Annotated in this window: 14 protein-coding genes; 12 read left to right on the top strand and 2 right to left on the bottom strand. The window is 57.1% G+C overall.

The features are described from left to right. Positions 1 to 285: 285 nt before the first annotated feature. Positions 286 to 1,491, top strand: coding sequence for a DNA (cytosine-5-)-methyltransferase (dcm, locus tag GBB14_RS02375; protein WP_225976663.1), 1,206 nt, complete (start codon positions 286 to 288; stop codon positions 1,489 to 1,491). Between the two features lie 234 nt (positions 1,492 to 1,725). Here dcm and GBB14_RS02380 read toward each other — a convergent pair whose 3' ends face one another. Then, positions 1,726 to 2,652 (bottom strand): type II restriction endonuclease, encoded by a 927-nt coding sequence (locus tag GBB14_RS02380; RefSeq protein WP_151530106.1) that lies wholly within the window; start codon positions 2,650 to 2,652, stop codon positions 1,726 to 1,728. A 312-nt stretch (positions 2,653 to 2,964) separates the two neighbouring features. Between GBB14_RS02380 and GBB14_RS10730 the strand changes: the two genes are divergently transcribed. The 5 genes from GBB14_RS10730 (at position 2,965) to GBB14_RS02405 (ending at position 9,434) form a co-directional block, all read left to right on the top strand. Further along, positions 2,965 to 4,701 carry a Z1 domain-containing protein gene (locus GBB14_RS10730; protein WP_151530105.1) on the top strand — a complete coding sequence of 579 codons (1,737 nt, stop codon included), beginning with the start codon at positions 2,965 to 2,967 and terminating at the stop codon, positions 4,699 to 4,701. Then, positions 4,619 to 5,668 carry a Z1 domain-containing protein gene (locus GBB14_RS10665; protein WP_192796256.1) on the top strand — a complete coding sequence of 350 codons (1,050 nt, stop codon included), beginning with the start codon at positions 4,619 to 4,621 and terminating at the stop codon, positions 5,666 to 5,668. The genes GBB14_RS10730 and GBB14_RS10665 overlap by 83 nt, the downstream gene beginning before the upstream one ends. Positions 5,669 to 5,860: 192 nt before the next feature. Then, positions 5,861 to 7,783, top strand: coding sequence for a hypothetical protein (locus GBB14_RS02395; RefSeq protein ID WP_151530103.1), 1,923 nt, complete (start codon positions 5,861 to 5,863; stop codon positions 7,781 to 7,783). Next, positions 7,783 to 8,685, top strand: a complete 903-nt coding sequence (locus GBB14_RS02400) for a hypothetical protein (protein WP_151530102.1) — start codon at positions 7,783 to 7,785, stop codon at positions 8,683 to 8,685. Before GBB14_RS02395 ends, GBB14_RS02400 begins: the two co-directional genes overlap by 1 nt. Then, complete coding sequence (locus GBB14_RS02405; protein WP_151530101.1) at positions 8,682 to 9,434, top strand: hypothetical protein; 753 nt, start codon at positions 8,682 to 8,684, stop codon at positions 9,432 to 9,434. The genes GBB14_RS02400 and GBB14_RS02405 overlap by 4 nt, the downstream gene beginning before the upstream one ends. 4 nt (positions 9,435 to 9,438) lie before the next feature. Here GBB14_RS02405 and GBB14_RS02410 read toward each other — a convergent pair whose 3' ends face one another. Next, entirely contained in the window at positions 9,439 to 9,870 is a 432-nt protein-coding gene (locus GBB14_RS02410; protein ID WP_342447800.1) for a bifunctional 3-phenylpropionate/cinnamic acid dioxygenase ferredoxin subunit, read from the bottom strand. Positions 9,871 to 10,003: 133 nt separating this feature from the next. Here GBB14_RS02410 and GBB14_RS02415 point away from each other — a divergent pair, with 133 nt between their 5' ends. The 6 genes from GBB14_RS02415 to GBB14_RS02440 all read left to right on the top strand — a co-directional run bounded on the left by GBB14_RS02415 (position 10,004) and on the right by GBB14_RS02440 (position 18,097). After that, positions 10,004 to 10,837, top strand: coding sequence for a fumarylacetoacetate hydrolase family protein (locus GBB14_RS02415; RefSeq protein WP_151530100.1), 834 nt, complete (start codon positions 10,004 to 10,006; stop codon positions 10,835 to 10,837). Between the two features lie 243 nt (positions 10,838 to 11,080). Further along, complete coding sequence (locus GBB14_RS02420; RefSeq protein WP_151530099.1) at positions 11,081 to 11,737, top strand: 50S ribosomal protein L25/general stress protein Ctc; 657 nt, start codon at positions 11,081 to 11,083, stop codon at positions 11,735 to 11,737. A gap of 257 nt (positions 11,738 to 11,994) precedes the next feature. Continuing rightward, positions 11,995 to 13,392 (top strand): ABC transporter substrate-binding protein, encoded by a 1,398-nt coding sequence (locus GBB14_RS02425; protein WP_192796210.1) that lies wholly within the window; start codon positions 11,995 to 11,997, stop codon positions 13,390 to 13,392. 455 nt (positions 13,393 to 13,847) lie between these two features. After that, the gene (locus tag GBB14_RS02430; RefSeq protein WP_151530097.1) at positions 13,848 to 14,498 is read left to right on the top strand and encodes a class II aldolase/adducin family protein; all 651 of its coding nucleotides are present in this window, start codon (positions 13,848 to 13,850) and stop codon (positions 14,496 to 14,498) included. 427 nt (positions 14,499 to 14,925) lie between these two features. Further along, positions 14,926 to 16,683 (top strand): L-fucose isomerase, encoded by a 1,758-nt coding sequence (locus GBB14_RS02435; protein WP_151530096.1) that lies wholly within the window; start codon positions 14,926 to 14,928, stop codon positions 16,681 to 16,683. Positions 16,684 to 16,756: 73 nt separating this feature from the next. Continuing rightward, positions 16,757 to 18,097: a rhamnulokinase family protein gene (locus GBB14_RS02440; protein WP_192796271.1), complete on the top strand. Its 1,341-nt coding sequence runs from the start codon at positions 16,757 to 16,759 to the stop codon at positions 18,095 to 18,097. The last annotated feature ends 1 nt before the right edge of the window (position 18,098 follow it).

Raw genomic sequence — 18,098 nt, forward strand, 5'->3', positions numbered from 1 at the left:
GCCGCTTCTGCGCTTATCGACGCTGTGTGCTGCACCAGCAATCGCAGCACATCTCCCAACCCGATATGGAACACATGTTCGACGCTATGTGAGGGGTGAAGGACTCCATGTCGATACGGGCTGCTAACTTGAGAACCACGATCGCGCGCCGAGTATATTGGCCGCAACACACCAGTAGAACAGCCTGTGAGCGAGCAAGACTGCGACAACCACGGTCTTTAGGCTTAGAACTGTTCGGCCCCATCCCCATTGCCCAGACAACTACATGGGATTCAAGAACTGATTATGCCTGCACACGATAACACCGAATCTGCCCTCCCGTTCGATATGTCTACGCCCTCGACGTCCAGCCAGATTTCGGACAAGCGCGCTCGCCTCAACATGAGCACGAAAGAGCTCGCCGATGCCGTTGGGCTGCCCCTCAATGGGCACCGCATGATCCGCGATTGGGAACTCGGGGTCTCGGAGCCCGACGCCACAACCTTCAATCGCATCATGTCCTTCCCTGAGCGCGCTCCCTTTCCCAACAACGAGCAGGCACCGCTCAAAATGATCGACTTGTTCGCTGGCATCGGTGGCACCCGCCTAGGATTTCATCAAACGGGAGAGGTGAAGTCTGTATTTACCTCGGAGATTGATAGATTCGCCGCGAAGACCTACACCGCCAATTTTGGCGAGGTTCCCGAAGGGGATATCACCGCCATCGACGAGAAGGAGATCCCCGATCATGACATCTTGGTCGGCGGGTTCCCCTGCCAAGCCTTTAGCCAAGCGGGCCTCAAGCGGGGATTCGACGACACCCGCGGTACGCTATTTTTCGATATTGCACGGATTCTCAAGGAGAAGCGGCCTCGCGCCTTTCTGTTAGAGAACGTCAAGAACCTCAAGAGTCACGATCGTGGGCGAACCTTCAGGACTATCACTGATACTCTCGACCAGCTGAACTACGAAACACATACCTTTCTGTTCAAGGCCCGGGACTTTGGTGTGCCCCAAAACCGCGAGCGCATCTACATCGTGGGGTTCAACCGTGATTCCGTACCTAATCTCGATGATTTCGTTGCCCCCGAGCCCTCTTCGCTTCCAACCCGCGTGGGAGACATCCTAGAGTCAGAGGTTGACGACCGCTTCACTATTTCCGACCGGCTATGGCACGGCCACCAACGCAGAAAGCACGAGCACAAGGCGAAGGGCAACGGCTTCGGCTACTCTCTTTTCACCCCCGAGAGCCCGTACACCAGCACAATCTCCGCCCGTTACTACAAGGACGGGAGCGAGATCCTCATCGAACAAAAAGGGAAAAACCCACGCAAGCTGACTCCTCGCGAGGCTGCGCGCTTGCAAGGCTTCCCCGAGGAGTTCATCATTCCTGTAAGCAACACCCAAAGCTATAAGCAGTTTGGTAACTCAGTTGCGGTGCCCGTCATCAACGCCCTGGCCGAACAAATAGTTCGCGTGTTGCTCGAGGACACTAGCCCGAACTCTCGGTAGTCCACATCGTCTCAACACGACTGCTAGGGCGCACACTTCGGTGATCCTCGTTGCCTTAAAAACGGTACTAGGTCTGCGGCCATCCCCTGTGGCGGATGCCATTATTGACGGATAGTCTGCCCTGCACGGCGCGGCTGTGCCCCACGAGCATCGAAGGGGCATTGTTAGAACATTGAAATACGCAAACGTCGAGACAACCACATAGTTGCCTCGGCGTCACCACTCGGAGCGAACTTAGTGGCCGCTATTTACTAGCTTGTGCTTCCGATCTTCGTAGTGCTTCGCCAAGAACGGCCTCTTCGTATGCTTCACCAGTTGCCGTTGGAGAAGCTTCTCAATCTCCGACAACTCTTCGTCGTCGTAGTTATGCCCCTCCCAGTAGGAACTCTTGTCCAAACATTCGGCGATGAGCTCTTCAAACGTGCTCACTTTGTTGTTATCGGCGTATTTCTCATCTTTAATCCGCTTGGTTGTCGCGATGAAGATATTGGTGTCGTACAGCTTTTGGATGGTATCCGCACTGATCGTCTCGTCCAAGGTCGCCAAGTAGACGCCGCCCGCCCCCGTACGGGCAACTTCCTCGGACACCTCAGCCCAGCGCTCGCGCAACGAGGTCTTTGCGCTGACCAGAACGGTTTTACCCTTGTGTGCGCGGTTTTGTACTACGCCTGGGACAACGAGATCGACAGACTTGCCGAGGTCACGCACCATAATGTTCTTCTTGCCGATGACCCCTTGGCTATCGACGGAAACACCAGCACCAATAATGACGAGCTCAATCATCGCTTCGAACTCACTGCCAGCCCGAGAACGACGGCTCTGCGTGTTCGACAACAGAAGCTTGTATAGATGATCTGAGTAGTTCTTCAAGAAGTAGACGAGCTCAGAATCTCCGGAAGCCTCAATTATCTCTTGGTTAGAGCCGGAAAGCGCCAGTTCCTCCAAGGAGTCGACGGTGAAACCTGACTCCACCTCAAGGTAGTGCTTCCACGTCTCTTCCCGTAGAGCCTCAATCATCTCGGAGGCATGCTCCTGAAAATACTCCGGCTCCTTGGAGTCGTATCCGAGCCGCTCAAAACTCCTGTAGACGTGGTTATAAGGAGTATCGAAGCGCTCCTTACGCGCCTTCTTGAAGCTCTTTTCAAATTCCTCGGGACTCATACGGTTCAGCTACTCCTTAGACGATGGACGAGGTGACACAACCCTCGATAGTGTTACTCACAAAATAGTGTAGCTTTTACACTCCCCCGACATGTCGGTTTCAGTTCTAGGTGTAGTTAATGACTCACCTGATTAAGGCTCTTCTCTGCCCTATCTAAGCCGCGGTACGTAAATCGACTATCGACACCTGTCGATGGTCGCGCCGCGGCGACGATTAGCTCGGGGGAAAGCTAGGACGGTGTCAATACCTCACACTAAGATCGTTATCTGACGATAAACGACAACGCTAGGGTTGAGGTGACGCACGGAGCGATGGGCAGTAAGTTCCCCAAGGAGTATGTGGACTTCGTAGTCGAAAGGCTACGAGAGAAGATGGCTCGCGGCACAACTTTCGAAGAAGCCACAGAGCAACTACTGAAGCCACAGTCGCCTCTCGAGCAGCCCATCCCTCCAGATCTTCTCGAAGCAGCCACGTCTGCGCTCAAGAAGTACGAGGCTGAGTCATTCCCCGAGACTGGAGGTGACTCGCTCACTGCAAGCTCTTCTCCAGTTTCTTGGCTCGACCAAGCCACCTTTGAGAATGGAACGTTTTGGCCACCGCTTCGCGAGTATATGGAACATGAGCAACCCTACGCCCTAGCTGCCGCTGACACCGCATCAACCAGAATTGTGAAGTCTCTGCGCCCACCGATGTCTGATAGTTATAGCACCAAAGGCCTAGTGCTTGGCTACGTTCAGAGCGGTAAGACAACGAACTTCATCTCCGTCCTCGCTAAGGCCGCGGACGCTGGCTACAAGTTTTTCATCGTTCTCAGCGGTATCACTAACAACCTCCGCAAGCAGACCCAAGAACGGATTGATAGCAGCCTCATCCACGATGAAAACCAGTGGATCAAGCTCACCACCCCGGATAGTGACTTCTCTGAGACGTACAACACCAATGCCTCCTCTCTACTGGCTTCAAAGGACAAAAAGCTCATTGCTGTGGTCAAAAAGAACAGCACCGTTCTTCGGAAGCTCAATCACTTCCTAAGGAGCGCAGGTACACAAGCGAATTGTCCAATACTCGTCATCGATGACGAAGCCGATCAAGCCAGTATCAATGTTGGTGATCACGACAAACACGAGCAGTCGGTGATCAACAACCAGATTACGGAACTTCTTTCGCACCAGCGTTCCGCTTATATCGCATACACTGCGACACCCTTCGCGAATCTGCTGATTAATCCTAATGAAGAAAACGATCTCTATCCCAAGGATTTCATCCACTCCCTGCCCAAACCCGAGGGATACTTCGGCAGCGAGGAGCTCTTCGGCAGGGAGCCGCTAACGGATAGCGATCATGATTCGGTTGATGGGCTTCCCGTCATCCGTATCGTCCCCGACGACGAGGCTGACGCTCTTCGCCCCAAGAGGAAGATTCCGCTTGAGGAGCAGAACCTGTATGTTCCGGATAGCCTTGTCGAGGCCATGCGTTGGTTCTTTCTTGCCACAGCAGCGCGTCATCTGCGAGGGCAAGATGATCAGCACTCTTCTATGCTGATCCACACAACGATGCTCAAGGACGCCCATGAAGAAACCAAAGACCTCATCCGAGCCGAACTCAAAAGATTCGTTCGGGAGCTCGATGACCCTGTAGGACAGTTACAGTGGTGCGATCTTTGGAAGCGGGAAAATGACGCGATTGTTAAGGCTGTGGGGAATGCAGATACGAAATATAAGTCCCTCCTAGACGCTCCACGGTACAACTTCGAGGAGCTTCTCCCAGAGCTAAGTCAGGTGCTCCATAATACCAAGCTCGTTACGGATAACAGCGTGTCCGAGGAGCGGCTCTCATACTCGGAAGAAGACCCCACCACGGTCATTGCTATCGGAGGCAATACCCTCGCTCGTGGACTAACTCTCGAGGGATTGGTTTCGAGTTATTTCGTTCGAGCGTCCAATGCAATACGACACTCTCCTACAGATGGGCCGATGGTTCGGTTTCCGATCTGGATATGGCGATTTGCCCCGAGTGTGGATGACGGAAGATCTCGAATGTTGGTTTAGGGATCTTGCTGGCGTTGAAGCTGATCTCCGTAGAGAACTGGCAATATTCGCCTCCGGTAATCAGACGCCCATGGACTACCAAGCAAGAATCCGTACCCACCCCTACCTAGAGATCACCAGTAGGGCCAAGTCCCAAGATCTTCGCGAGGTCAGCTTGTCCTATAGCGGCCAGCGTGTCCAGACAATTCTTTTCAACCATAAGGACGAGAAATGGCTTAGCCAGAACATCACCGCAGCCCGCGAGCTTGCTCGCAAGGCGACCGAAACAGCTGCACGACCGTTCAAGCAAGCCTCTAACGGCTCGTGGGTGTTCAGAAACGTCTCAACCGATACAATCCTGGAGTTCCTCTCTGAATACGCATTCCACGAAGACTCCGTTCTAGGCCGCGATGCTGGAGAGAAACTTCGTGGCTACATCGATAACGAGCGCCACTCCTCCGTCAAACGCTGGAGCGTGTCTTTCATGGGGCTGAGGAACGAGAGTGCGCATGGTTCAATCGATCTTGGGCTCCCCGAACCTCTCAATTTGGTGCAGCGCTCGCAAATGGCTGATTCGCGGTCCGCGGCCAACATTAAGACACTCGTGAGCTCGTTTGATCGTCTTAATGATGTCCGTGAGGAGGATCTACCCCTGTCGATGAACCGCACCGAATATCTCGCCGATATTCGCCAGCAAATCCAACAACGTGAGTCCTCGCGCGATCAGATCCTGACCCAAGCTCATAGTGATCTCGTGGGCGAGAACGTTGCACACCTAGCGATCTACCCGATCGCGAAGGATTCAGCTCCAGGTGTAACCACCAACACCTCAGAGAGGGCGCGCCCTGCGCGAAAGCCTTTGGAAGCTGCCGATCATATAATCGGCGTCGGGATTTTCTTCCCTACATCCTCATCACCGCATACCTACGAGTACGTGAGTGCGTTGGAACCTGACCACGAGCCTCTAGAAATGCCAGAGGAGTTGTAGTTCGAGAGGGTCGGTCTGCACACACGATGGCCCAGCTATCGGCCCTAATAAGGGAAGCTAGGCGCAATGTAACGCCCCATCGAGATGGGTCTTGCGGACAGACCGTAGTGTCAAAGAGGCGCCTCGCCCCACTAGCCGACGAGACGCTCTATCTTGCCAAATCTCCACGACTAAGAATAGAGAAGCACAGAGATGACTCTGTTTCACCACAAACAACCTATTTCCGCGCAAGGTGCCACCTACGCCAATTCATTCACTCAAACAATGAAGGGGCAGTCTCTGGAGCTTCTCGACATGTTTACTCGAGAGACTCTCCAAAACAGCTGGGACGCTAGGGATCGATCGTCTGATGAAGACGGTGTCACATTCTCTATCGACTATCTTGACTTAGACAAAGCACAGGGGTCACTGCTCACCAATGAGATCTTTGGGGTCCATACCCCAGGGCTTCCTGAATTGGAGCACGCCCTGGCCCATGGTTCCTTGTCTCTGCTTAAAGTCAGCGACGCAGGCACCCTCGGCCTTCGTGGTCCAACTACTGCGATTACTTCGGAGGACGAAGCACAAGACTTTGTGTCGTTCATTCGGAATATCGGCCGAAGTGCGGACAAGCAGCTAGCTGGTGGCACTTATGGCTTCGGTAAAAGCGTGTTCTTCATCGCAAGCGCGGTAAACACTGTCTTGGTATACACCCGCACCACAGACAGCACAGGCGCCCCGACCAGCAGATTCATTGCGATGGCCAATGGCGACAGCTTTAACTACAACGGTCAACCCTTCACAGGTAGGCACTGGTGGGGAACTCGGGCGCTGCAGGACACGGGGAACAACTCCATCGAGTACGCGGAACCACTCGTGGACCACGCTGCGGACGAGGTTGCTCGCCGGCTGGGACTCGATTCGCATTTTTCCGCTGAAAGGCCGCGAGGCACCTGTGTAGCTGTGCTCAATCCCTCTTTCGAAGACTCGCCAATTAAGGGCCTACGCGAAATTGCTGCGTCTCTCACACGCTGGGCTTGGCCACACATGGTGAATGTAGAAACAGGATTGGATCCCATCGAGTTTCATGTCACCCACAACGGTGAAGAAGTGAAAATTCCCAATCCCACTGATGACGAAGCTCTCAAGCACTTCATAGCCATGTACAAGGAAGCTCTTGCCGCAACCCCAGACATTCCGGCTAATAGTTGGGATACCAACTTCTATAGACAGCTCACACGGCTTGAAACCGAGAATCCATCGCGGAAAGCGCTAGGTAATCTGTCTGTACGCTTCCTCGACGGTCCTATCGAGCACTCTTCGACCGTTCTTAACAAAGACGTCTCTTGCCATATCGCAACGATGCGGCGACCGCGCATGGTCGTCGAGTACTACCAGGGTCCAACCACGCTCACTGGCCGGCCTTACTGCGGTGTTTTCGTTGCAGACGACAGTGCCGATGAAGTTTTCGCCCGCAGCGAGCCGGCAGCTCATCATGAGTGGAATAAGGAAACGGTGAAACACGATGCAGCCGTGGTAGAGCGTTTCTGGGGACGGAAGCATAGGAATAACCCCGTGAGCATCTTCTTCACGAGGATCACTAAACTCCTCAAAAGGGATGACGCGGGAGCTGGCAATCCCCAGACCACTCACTATCGCTCGATGACTAACCTGTCCTCCGAGCTCGGCGCATATATTGCGAACACCAAGGGAGGAACAGATACTCGACGCCGACGTACTCCTACCAGAAAACCTCGCCGATCAGCTCATCCCAAAGGGAAAAGACAGCAACGCGTGAGTTACTCGGCTGCTGTGTCATCCTTATCGAAGCAAGATCATGGGATCCTCGCCCAGTTCCGGATCGAGATCTCGATACCCACGTCCTGCGGCACACAAAGTATCAGCGTCGAACCTGAGGTCTATAGCGATACTGATGCGTTGTCCACTGAGGGGTTGATCGAGGCAGGTCTTGAGGCACCCACGTTTATTCAATGGCTCGAGCCCTCACGCTCCCCCGACTCTCTTGTCCTGCCACCGGGGAACCATGTACTGATAGCCGAAATTCTCCAGCCGGAAAATACCGCTGTTGGGGTACAGGTCTACACAGACTGTGTTGACGAAGAGGAGACACTCTAATGGACCTCGGTATTAGCTACGGATATCCCCTACCAGATCAGAGCCTTGCAGAAGTGACCGATCACTCCTTCACTTTCGATGGCCTACCCGTCGTTAATGATGAGAGTAGGGAAAACCAGAAGTGGGACTATCAGACCAAGGTCGGTTTTTCCTGCACACTCTTGGTTGACCTACCCAGTTTCATCGCAGGAATGGGGATCCCGAGCCAGCTATCAGACGAAGTCTCGCTGACAGCCTTCATTGAATGGCACTCCTCCGGAACCAAGCTTCGCGGAATTTCTCACTCCACTCCGCTTCATGATGGTGCGAATCGACTGTCCTTGGAAGTTCTAGGCGATCAGCTTGCGATGAACCTGTCAGCAGTGGTCAAGATTGCTTTGAGCAAAAATGACATCGATGACGAGTCGATCATGTCTGCCCGCATTCCCGGAGCGTTGCTGTGGGAGAGCGAACGGTTCCTCGTGGATCTTGAGGGCGAGGGCGCTAGGTTTCCCATCATCACGATGAACTTTGAGGAAAGCGGCATGCAACCCGCCAACGCGATGTGGTTGATCGTTTTTAATGGCACTCTTGCCACGCCGGCACAAAGCGCGGTCCACGCATGCGTCAATATCAGTAATCAAGTGTCAAAAGCCATGATCAGCAAGCCCGACTCTAAAGAAGCTAAGATGTGGAAGCGCTTCTTGATCATTGATGTGATTAGCGAACTGGTGCTTCACGGTGCCGCCCACGCTGAAGAGATCGATAGCCTGAGCGATGAGGATGCGGGGTCACTTGGTGAGTCGATTCAAAATCTAATGACGACCCTTTCCCCTATGACACTCCTGAGAGCCTGCTCAATGACCCCACTCGTGTCCGCTCAACCATCCAAGGACACGTACTACTCCAGGAAAAGTAAATGAACGCTACCTATTACCCTCGAGTAACCACGTTCCACGTTCGCGACACCATCGAGCAAATGTGTACTTCGGACGCCGTAGAGCTATCACGTCTATCAGCGACCTCGCATCCGATGATGTTCAGCTACCAAGGTCATGTAGCAGACTTAAGCTTTCATCTGAAAGACCTGCGCGTCCAGTTGGTACAACTGGCTGGTGAGTGCGGCTTTCCTCAGTCATCTGTCGAACAATTCAGACGCTTCGATCAACAGGCCTCGCATATCCTGTATGAGCATCTCAACCTCATTCCGTCCGAAGCTGCAAGCATCGAAGTGTGGAATTTCATTACGATTGTTCTTTTGCCCGACATTGCCAAATGGCGCTACCCCAACCCGTCGAATAAGAAAAATTACGATCGGTGGATCGGCGAAAACCGAAACACTTTCCGCAAACTGTGGTGGCGTGAGTACATCCTCGGCCATGAGCTGAATAGTCAGCTAGGCGAGGATGAAGCGTCAGGAATTATGGAACGTTCCCGCATCGGCGGGGATCCTAAGCTTGCCCGCGTTCTAGCTAGTGCACTAGTGGAGACGAGCCAACGTTTTCCGGATATCTCCCGATCGGAGCTCATGCGGCGCGGCATCCTCAACTTTCGGCGACGCATACCGGTAACAGCTTTTGAGTTGTATTCAGAACACGAGCTCAGAGAGCGTCTTATAAGTATCTTCACCGAGGCGGCCGAATCCTTCGCGGTAGAGGGAGCCGAGGCCTAGCCCCTCACTCCCCTAGCAGCACCCACACGTGCCCATCGTTGAGCCGTACTGGGTAGGTACGCACGGGTTCGCTGGCGGGTGGGGTGAGCGCGTCCCCAGTTTTAAGACAGAAGGCTGCCACGTGCACGGGGCATTCCACCTCGCAGCCTTCCACCCAGCCCTCAGCGAGCGATGCATCCTCGTGGGTGCAGGTGTCATCGATGCAGTAGAACTCGTCATCCTCGGTGCGAAACACGGCGATGGGTGCATCGAGGCCGGTTACCGCGGGTTCAAGCACGATCGCGGATTCGGGCGCAATGTCTGCCGCTGCTCCTGCATCGCACCAGTGGCCGGCGCCACTGTGCGTTCGGGCATCACCATCGTGGGTGGTGTCGCGCTTCTCCGCCTGGCTGTGTTCGGCTGGGGAGGCCGCTGCTTTCTTCCTGAAGAGCCGCACCCGCATCCTCCTTCCTCGCACCTGTGTGTGTCCTCTCAACTTTAAACACCCGTTGGCCCCACCGGTGCGCGGCCCACCCCTTCCGCGCCAGCCGCACTGCACTCCCGCCACGGGGCAAGTAGCCTCGGTGGATATGAAGCTTGCTACCTTTCGCTCCCCACTCAGCCCGGATCGGACTCGCGTGGGACGCGTCGACGATGACCACTCGGCCACTCTTGTCGGTGAGTTTGCCGATGTGGCAGAGCTACTCCAGCAGCCCAATTGGCGGGAGCTCGCCGCACACGCCTCGGAGCTGACGGTGGAGTTTGAGCAGCACACCCTGGCCCCGCCGATTCCGCGCCCCGGCAAGATCATCTGCGTCGGCCTGAACTACGCGGCCCACATCGCGGAGATGGGCCACGAACGCCCCGATGTGCCCACCTTGTTCATCAAGTTCCCCGAGGCGCTGATCGGCCCCTTCGACGATATCCAGGTGCCGTCTTTCGCTCAGGACACTGCAGACTACGAGGGTGAGCTGGCAGTGATCGTCGCTAAGCGCACCCGCAATGTCACACCGGAGGAGGCCACCGATTCCATCGCTGGCTTCTCGGTGATCAATGATTTCACCTGTCGTGAACTGCAAAAACGCACCCAACAGTGGCATCAGGGCAAGTCCTTGGAACGCACCAGCGGTTTCGGGCCGTGGCTGGTCACCCCAGATGAGTTGGACGCGGAGGCGCGGTTGCACACCGTGGTCAATGGCGAGGGGCGCCAAAATGCGCCGCTATCGGATCTGGTGTTTAACCCAGCGGATCTCGTCTCCTTCTGCTCGAGGCTGTACACGCTCAATCCTGGCGATGTGATTGCCACCGGCACCCCGGCGGGTGTGGGGCATGGTCGCGGCCAGTACCTCTCCCATAATGATGTGGTTCAGGTCTCCGTGGACGGGATCGGCCGTATCCGAAATCGGGTTGTCTTTGGTGGATAACCTGCGGGTTGTGCTAGACTTCCGTTCGTCTCGGCGAGGGGGTTTGTAACCCAAGCCCCGTTATCGACGCGATCCAAGAGCTCAGCCCCTCCTTCCGGGGCTCCTAGCCTGCGGCGATGCGAGATGCCACGCACTGCTTGCGGGCTTTTTTCGTGTCGTGGACCTGCACATGGTTCCGGCGCGATCAAGCACAACCCGTCTGCGGTGCGCTGACCACTAACACAAACTTTTAAGGAGATAACAATGGCTACTAAGGCAATTGATATCAAGGCAAGCGCTCGTACTGAGTTCGGTAAGGGCGCTGCCCGCCGTGCCCGCCGCGACGGCCTGATCCCCCTCGTGGTGTACTCCAAGCACTTGGAGGCCCCAGTGCACGCCACCGTCGACCGTATCGAATTCACCGCCATCGTGCGTAACCACGGTGTGAACGCGATTGTGAACGTCAACGTCGATGGCGAGGAGCACCTCACCATGATCAAGCACGTTGATCAGAACCCGCTGACCTTCGACATCGACCACATCGACCTCTACGCCATTTCCCGCGGCGAGAAGGTCGAGGTCGAGGTGCCGATCTCCTACACCGGCGAGCCGGCTCCGGGCACCCTCGTCTACCAGGATGCAGACACCCTGCTCCTGCTGGCCGACGTGCTCTCCATTCCGGAAGAGATCGAGATCGACATCGAGGGCCTCGAGGTCGGTACCCAGATCCTGGCCAAGGACGTTGCTATGCCCGGCAACTGCACCCTAGCTGCCGATGAAGACGTGCTGGTTCTCAGCGTCGTCTACCCGGAGACCGAGGATGTCGAGCCGGGCGAGGCCGAAAACGAGGATCCAGAGGACGTCCCGACCGTGGACGAGGACGATGCGGACTCCGAGGAGGACTCCGAGGACAAGGAGTAATCTCCTTATACCGTGGCGCGATGCTTATCGACGCCACCTCGCACCACCACCCTAGGCGCCCTCTGTGCGTGCCTAGGGTGGTGCTGTATCTGGGCGCGCTACCATGAGGTGACTCTCGGTGCTTATCTAGAAAGCTTCTTGCCTCATGAACGTTGCCACCACCACTGCTCTTGCGGCAGTGTGTGCCCTATCGATTGGGCTTGTGTCCTGTTCCGCCGATTCCGGCACCCCCCAACGCCAACTCTGCCCGTCTCGGCGTGGCGTTTTCCCCTGTCGCAGGCTTCGCGCCCTTCAGTGCGGATGCCTCCATCGCGACGCGTTTAGGTTCCTCGGAAACGCTCGTGCGCATCGCCCCCGATGGCACTCCCGAAGGCTGGTTGGCCTCGTCCTGGGAGCAGCCCAACTCCACCACCGTGGTATTCGAACTGCGCTCTGGGGTGGACTTTCATGATGGCACCCGCATGGATGCCGAGGCCGTGGCCAACTCGCTCAACGAGGCTTTTGCTTCTCCTTATCGGCCACGCGGGCTCGGCTCGGCGGCGCTGCGGGCCACCGCCACAGACACTCTCGAGGTGACGGTCACCTCCGATCGCCAGGACCCGATCTTGGCGCAGCGCTTCGCGGATCCGGGCACCATGATTCTTTCTCCTCAGGCCTACACCACAGAAGATGAGCGCCTGGTGATCAACCCGATCGGCTTCGGCACCGGTCCCTATGTGTGGAAGGACGCCACTCCACGGCAGGCCCATCTCGAGGCCAACGCGGACTACTGGGGCGATCGGCCCGCGGTGCCGAGCGTGGATGTCACCTTCTCCGCCGATCCGGCCGAGCTAGCCCGCGAGGTGGAAAGCTCTCGGCTCGATGTCGCGGCGGGCCTGCCGGCTGAGAGCCTGAGCGATGTGAGCGAGCGCGCCGAGGTGATGACGGTATCCACCCCGCGCACCAGTCTGCTGTATTTCAATACGGGCAAAGGCATCTTCACCCGTGCCGATGTGCGCAGCGCCGCGATTGAGGCTCTCGATGTGCCCGCGCTGGTCCGCGATAGCTACCTCGCGGATAAAAATGCGCTGCAGAATACGCTCTTCCGCGCCGCCGAGCGCGGCGATGGCACAACGAAGCCGATCAAGCTGAACACCCCAGCCACAGACGACCTCGAGGATGGCCCTACACATATCACCATGGCCACCTACTCCGATGTCCCCGAGCTTCCCCAGCTCGCATCGGAGATCGCCGAGCAGCTCGAGCAGGCCGGTTTCCAGGTCCAGCTCAGCATTGATAGCTATGGGGCGCTGGAAAACCGGATCCTAGACGGGCGTTTCGATCTTGTTCTCGGCTCACGCAACTACATGAGCGGCGCCGCGGACACACTCAGCTTTCTCGCTTCCGATGCCACCTGCGGCAAGCGCTATAACATCGCCCGTTATTGCGATGAGAGCGTGGACGCGGAGATTGCCACCGCATTAACTACCACAGACACTGAGAGCCGCGAGACCGCGGCCGCACAGATCGCTCGGGAGATCCTCGCCAGTGGCGCAGTGCAGCCTATCGCCGTCGAACAGGTCCATCTCAGCAGCCGCGGCTTCACCGGCTTGGCCGAGGACCCCTTTGAAGTACAGCTGCTCACCGCAGATTTCCGAGCAGAACCTTCCGTCTAGGCCACTACCCCCGCACGGGCCACTGCTGACGCCCTACCCTGCGCCGCTCCAAGAGAGAGCCGCCGCGCTGTGCTGCACTGTGCCCGCCGCTTCCTAGACAACAATCGCCTGCGTGCAGCGTGTTTCTACCTTCCACTGCTCAGGCGATGAGACTGCGGAATAGTGCTGCGCCGTGCCCAGGCGCAGTGAACCGCAGCGAACCGCGGTGGACATGAACACAGCCATATCTGCCATATCACCCCTGTTGGTGGGCGTTTGTGTCGTACTTGGCATAGCTCACTTTATTTCACGTACGCTATGCCGATCGTTAAGAAGAGTAGTAACATGACAAATGAGAGCGCTATCATTTCTCGTTTTATAGCCTCTAGCTGCATATATCGCCAGTCATCACATAGACACGACAGTGATAGACACCCACGGCTTCTACTCGCAGACCCAACCGCCAGGAGGACACCATGCTTCTCTCAGAAGAGAGAACACTCATCGCCGACTACTGCCAGCACTTCGCATCCGACGGGCTGGTCGTGGGAACGGCAGGAAATATCTCTATTCGCGCAGGTGAGCTCGTAGCCATCACCCCCACCGGACTGCCCTACGTCGGGATCACCCCAGAAGACATCTGCGTGGTCAATTTCGACACCGGAGAGCAGGTCGAAGGTCAGTATCGCCCCACCAGTGAGATACACCTCCACCTCCAAGCACTGCAGACGACCGGCCTCGACTCGATCGTGCACACGCACTCCGCCTATGCCACCACCGTGGCCAGCCTTGAAGGAGTGACAGAGCTACCCAATATCCACTACATCACCGCCACCATGGGCGGAGCGATCCCCGTCACGGAATACGCCCGCTATGGCAGCCAATTGCTCGCCGACAACGTCGAGGCCGCACTGCAGAGCAAAACCGCATGCCTGCTCGGCAATCATGGCTCCGTAGCCGCAGGTAAAGACCTGGCCGAGGCCTACACCAAGGCACAGTCCATTGAATGGCTGTCCAAGGTCTACCTCAACGCCCGAGCTGCGGGAACCCCGCGCATCCTCACGCCCGAGCAGATGGAAGAGGCCAGCGCCGCCATCGCCACCTACGGCCAGCCGCACAAGCGCTAAGCAGCACAAGCGCTAAGCAACATACCTAAGAGCCCACCATCGTCATGGTGGGCTCTTTTGTGCTGTCATGTGTGAGCGCTATCATGCTGTGCTCTTCTTTCCGGTCGCAGACCGTCGGATAACTACCCCCATTGGGTGGCCCTTCTCTCCAGCCTTTCCCGCCCTCGCGAGTCAGAGTGACGACCGTCTCAGTCACCTTTACGCTGGGCTAACGCCACAAAACCCACCCCGTATGTGTGGGGCCGACGGAAAAGGTCTCGAAAGCCCTTCCTCGCCTGTAGGCCCGGTGTTAGACTTTTGATAGCGCTAACATACGGGCATGAGACAGTGCCCACGGACCGATGGCTAGGCCCATTCGCCTCCACCGGCCACGGCGCTCCAGATCCCCCATACTAGGGTGACATTACCTCCCGAAGGAGAAGTACTCATGGTTCATCATCCGAAGATTGGCATCCGACCCACCATTGACGGCCGTCGTCGCGGAGTCCGCGAATCACTCGAAGATAAAACGATGTGGATGGCCCACGCTGCCGCCGATCTCATCACTAAGAATCTCCGTTACCTCGACGGTGAGCCCGTCGAGGTCGTCATCGCCGAAACCACCATCGGCCGCCCCGGCGAAGCAGCTGCCTGCGACGATCTTTTCGCTGGCCAGAACGTCATCGCCGAACTCACCGTGACTCCCGCCTGGTGCTATGTCACGGAAACCATGGACATGGATCCCAACCGTTTCCACGCCATCTGGGGCTATAACGGCACCGAGCGCCCCGGCGCCGTGACGCTGGCCGCAAATCTCGCCGCCTACGCTCAGTACGGCATTCCCGCATTCAGCATCTATGGTCACGACGTTCAAGATGCTGATGACACCGACATCCCCGAAGAAGTCTCTGACAAGATCCTGACCTTCTCCCGTGCAGCCGTTGCTGCGGGCCAGATGCGCGGTAAGGGCTATCTGCAGATGGGCTCGACCTGCATGGGCATTGCTGGTTCCTCCATCGATCGCCACTTCTTCCAGGACTATCTCGGCATGCGCGTGGAGTCCGTGGACATGACCGAGTTCATTCGCCGCATCAATGAAGGCATCTTCGATCCCGAAGAGTATGAAAAGGCACGCGCATGGGTGCGTGAGAACGTCCAGATCGGCAAGGATTTCAACCCCGAGCCGCGCGAGGACGTCGAAGAGCAGTGGGACTTCATCACCAAGATGGCTCTCATCGGCCGCGACATGATGGAAGGCAACCCCAAGCTCGCCGAGCTGGGCTTCGAGGAGGAAGCATGCGGCTTCAACGCCATCGCCTCCGGCTTCCAGGGGCAGCGTCAGTGGACCGACACCTACCCCAATGGTGACTTCATGGAGACCATGCTGAACACCACCTTCGACTGGAACGGCGCCCGCCGCCCGATGGTGTTGGCCACGGAGAATGACACCCTCAATGGTGCCAGCATGCTCCTCAACTACCTGCTCACCAACCGTACGCAGATGTTCTCCGATGTGCGCACCTACTGGTCTCCTGAGGCTATCGAGCGCGTCACTGGTGAAAAGCCCACCGGCGGAGCCGCGAACGGCTTCCTGGACCTGCGTAACTCCGGCGCCACCACTCTCGACGCCACCGGCGTGATGAAGGATGCCGACGGCAATCCGTGCACCAAGCCTTTCTGGGAAGTCACCGAAGAGGACCAGAAGGCTGTCATGGAGGCCACCACCTTCCATGCGGCAACCCACGAGTATTTCCGTGGCGGTGGATTCTCTACCCACTTCCGCACCGCCCCGAACATGCCTGTCACAATGATTCGTCTGAATCTGGTCAAGGGCGTCGGCCCAGTGTTGCAGATCGCCGAGGGTGAGACCGTCACCCTGAGCGAAGAGGCCACCACAAAGATCGAGAACCGCACGGACCGCACCTGGCCCACCACGTTCTTCGCCCCGCGTCTCACAGGCAAGGGCGCATTCACCTCGGTGTACGACGTGATGGACAACTGGGGCGCGAACCACGGCGCCATCGGCTTCGGCCACTTCGGCAAGGAGCTGATCACTCTCGCCGCCATGCTCCGTATCCCAGTGAACATGCACAACGTGGACGATGCAGAGATCTTCCGTCCGCGCGCATGGGGTCTCCATGGAACCGCAGACAAGGAAAGCGCCGATTTCCGCGCCTGCGAAAACTATGGTCCCTTCTTTGCCTAATTGCGCAGTGCTCTAAGCGACAAGAGATAAGGATCAAATAATGTCACGGGTCATCAGGACTTTGGCAATCGACATGGGGTCGTCCTCCGTTCGTGGAATTGTTGGTTCATGGGACACAGATTCCAAGAAACTCACAAGGTCAGAAGTATTCCGTGCAGAACACCACGTCTGCACGGATGAGCAGGGAAACCTGTACTGGGACTTGGATGCTCTCAAAGATGCAGCCACCCAGGCACTCGACGCGGCCGGAGATATTGACTCAGTTGCTGTCGATGGATGGGGAGTCGATTTCGTCGTCGTCGACGAGGACAATAATCCTCTGTCGCAGGCACGCTCCTATCGGGATAGTGCCGGCGCACGAGGCCGAAGCCTGATGGCATCACGAATGCCGGAGACGGAGCAGTACCACGCCTCCGGCGTTCTCCCCCAAGACATTAACTCTGTGTATCGCCTCGCACTGCAACCGCCCAGCACAGGCACGGTGATGTTTCTTCCGGACTTCATCGCACGCTGCGTGCTTGATCAGCCCATACAGGCGTGGGCGTCGCGAGGAATCGCCTCTACCTCGGGGCTTCTTGCGGCAAGTCATGAGGATTGGTCCGAGGAGATACTCGCCACAGCGGGTATCGACCGGCAACGACTCCCCTCTATCACCAGCGAGCGGCGCGTGATCGGCACCCGTTCTGATGGCGTCCGCGTCATCGCCGCTGGCTCTCATGACACTGCCTGTGCACTCTCATCGCTGTCTCGGGAATGTGGCTATCCCGAAGACGCCATGTTTATTTCCTGCGGATCATGGTCCGTTGTTGGCGCGCAAACCTCAGATGCGGTGGTGACAGAGGAAGCCTACTCCCGAGGGGTCACCAATGAAGCCACCGCACGGGGCGATAACAGGGCTGAACTCAACCTCACTGGGCTCTGGGTCGCCCAAGAGTGCCGGCGCGCCTGGGGAAATCCAAGCTACGAAGAACTCAACCGGCTGCTAGCGGACGCCTCAAATCCAGGCGCCATCATCGATGTGTGCGACCCACGCTTCAGTGCCCCTGGAGACATGCCGGATCGCGTCGTGCAGGCAGCACGTGAACACAACGTCACCCTTTCGACACGAGGCGAGATCCTGCGCGTCGTATTTGATTCCATTGCCAGAGCCCAAGCAGATGCGATCCACACGCTTCGCACCCTGACCGGATCCACGGGGAAAACCTATGTCATGGGAGGCGGGGTAAAGAACCTCTTCCTCATGCAAAGGACAGCGGCCGCCCTCGGCGAAAGTATCCACGTGACGGATCCTGAGGCCACGGCCCTAGGAAACATCATCAACCAGCTCCTCACCCTGAACGTTCCCCCTGCAGACCTAGCGGAATGGGTTCGCAACGCTGGGGTGATCACCACCGTCTGTCCGACGGACGACTGAA

The organism is Corynebacterium sp. 51B, from assembly GCF_008930785.1.
Classification (GTDB): Bacteria; Actinomycetota; Actinomycetes; order Mycobacteriales; family Mycobacteriaceae; genus Corynebacterium; species Corynebacterium megadyptis.

Coding starts and splice junctions, on each gene's coding strand:
- dcm (WP_225976663.1), top strand. CDS start 286: ATGCCTGCACACGATAACACCGAATCTGCCCTCCCGTTCGATATGTCT.
- GBB14_RS02380 (WP_151530106.1), bottom strand. CDS start 2,652: ATGAGTCCCGAGGAATTTGAAAAGAGCTTCAAGAAGGCGCGTAAGGAG.
- GBB14_RS10730 (WP_151530105.1), top strand. CDS start 2,965: ATGGGCAGTAAGTTCCCCAAGGAGTATGTGGACTTCGTAGTCGAAAGG.
- GBB14_RS10665 (WP_192796256.1), top strand. CDS start 4,619: ATGGGCCGATGGTTCGGTTTCCGATCTGGATATGGCGATTTGCCCCGA.
- GBB14_RS02395 (WP_151530103.1), top strand. CDS start 5,861: ATGACTCTGTTTCACCACAAACAACCTATTTCCGCGCAAGGTGCCACC.
- GBB14_RS02400 (WP_151530102.1), top strand. CDS start 7,783: ATGGACCTCGGTATTAGCTACGGATATCCCCTACCAGATCAGAGCCTT.
- GBB14_RS02405 (WP_151530101.1), top strand. CDS start 8,682: ATGAACGCTACCTATTACCCTCGAGTAACCACGTTCCACGTTCGCGAC.
- GBB14_RS02415 (WP_151530100.1), top strand. CDS start 10,004: ATGAAGCTTGCTACCTTTCGCTCCCCACTCAGCCCGGATCGGACTCGC.
- GBB14_RS02420 (WP_151530099.1), top strand. CDS start 11,081: ATGGCTACTAAGGCAATTGATATCAAGGCAAGCGCTCGTACTGAGTTC.
- GBB14_RS02430 (WP_151530097.1), top strand. CDS start 13,848: ATGCTTCTCTCAGAAGAGAGAACACTCATCGCCGACTACTGCCAGCAC.
- GBB14_RS02435 (WP_151530096.1), top strand. CDS start 14,926: ATGGTTCATCATCCGAAGATTGGCATCCGACCCACCATTGACGGCCGT.
- GBB14_RS02440 (WP_192796271.1), top strand. CDS start 16,757: ATGGGGTCGTCCTCCGTTCGTGGAATTGTTGGTTCATGGGACACAGAT.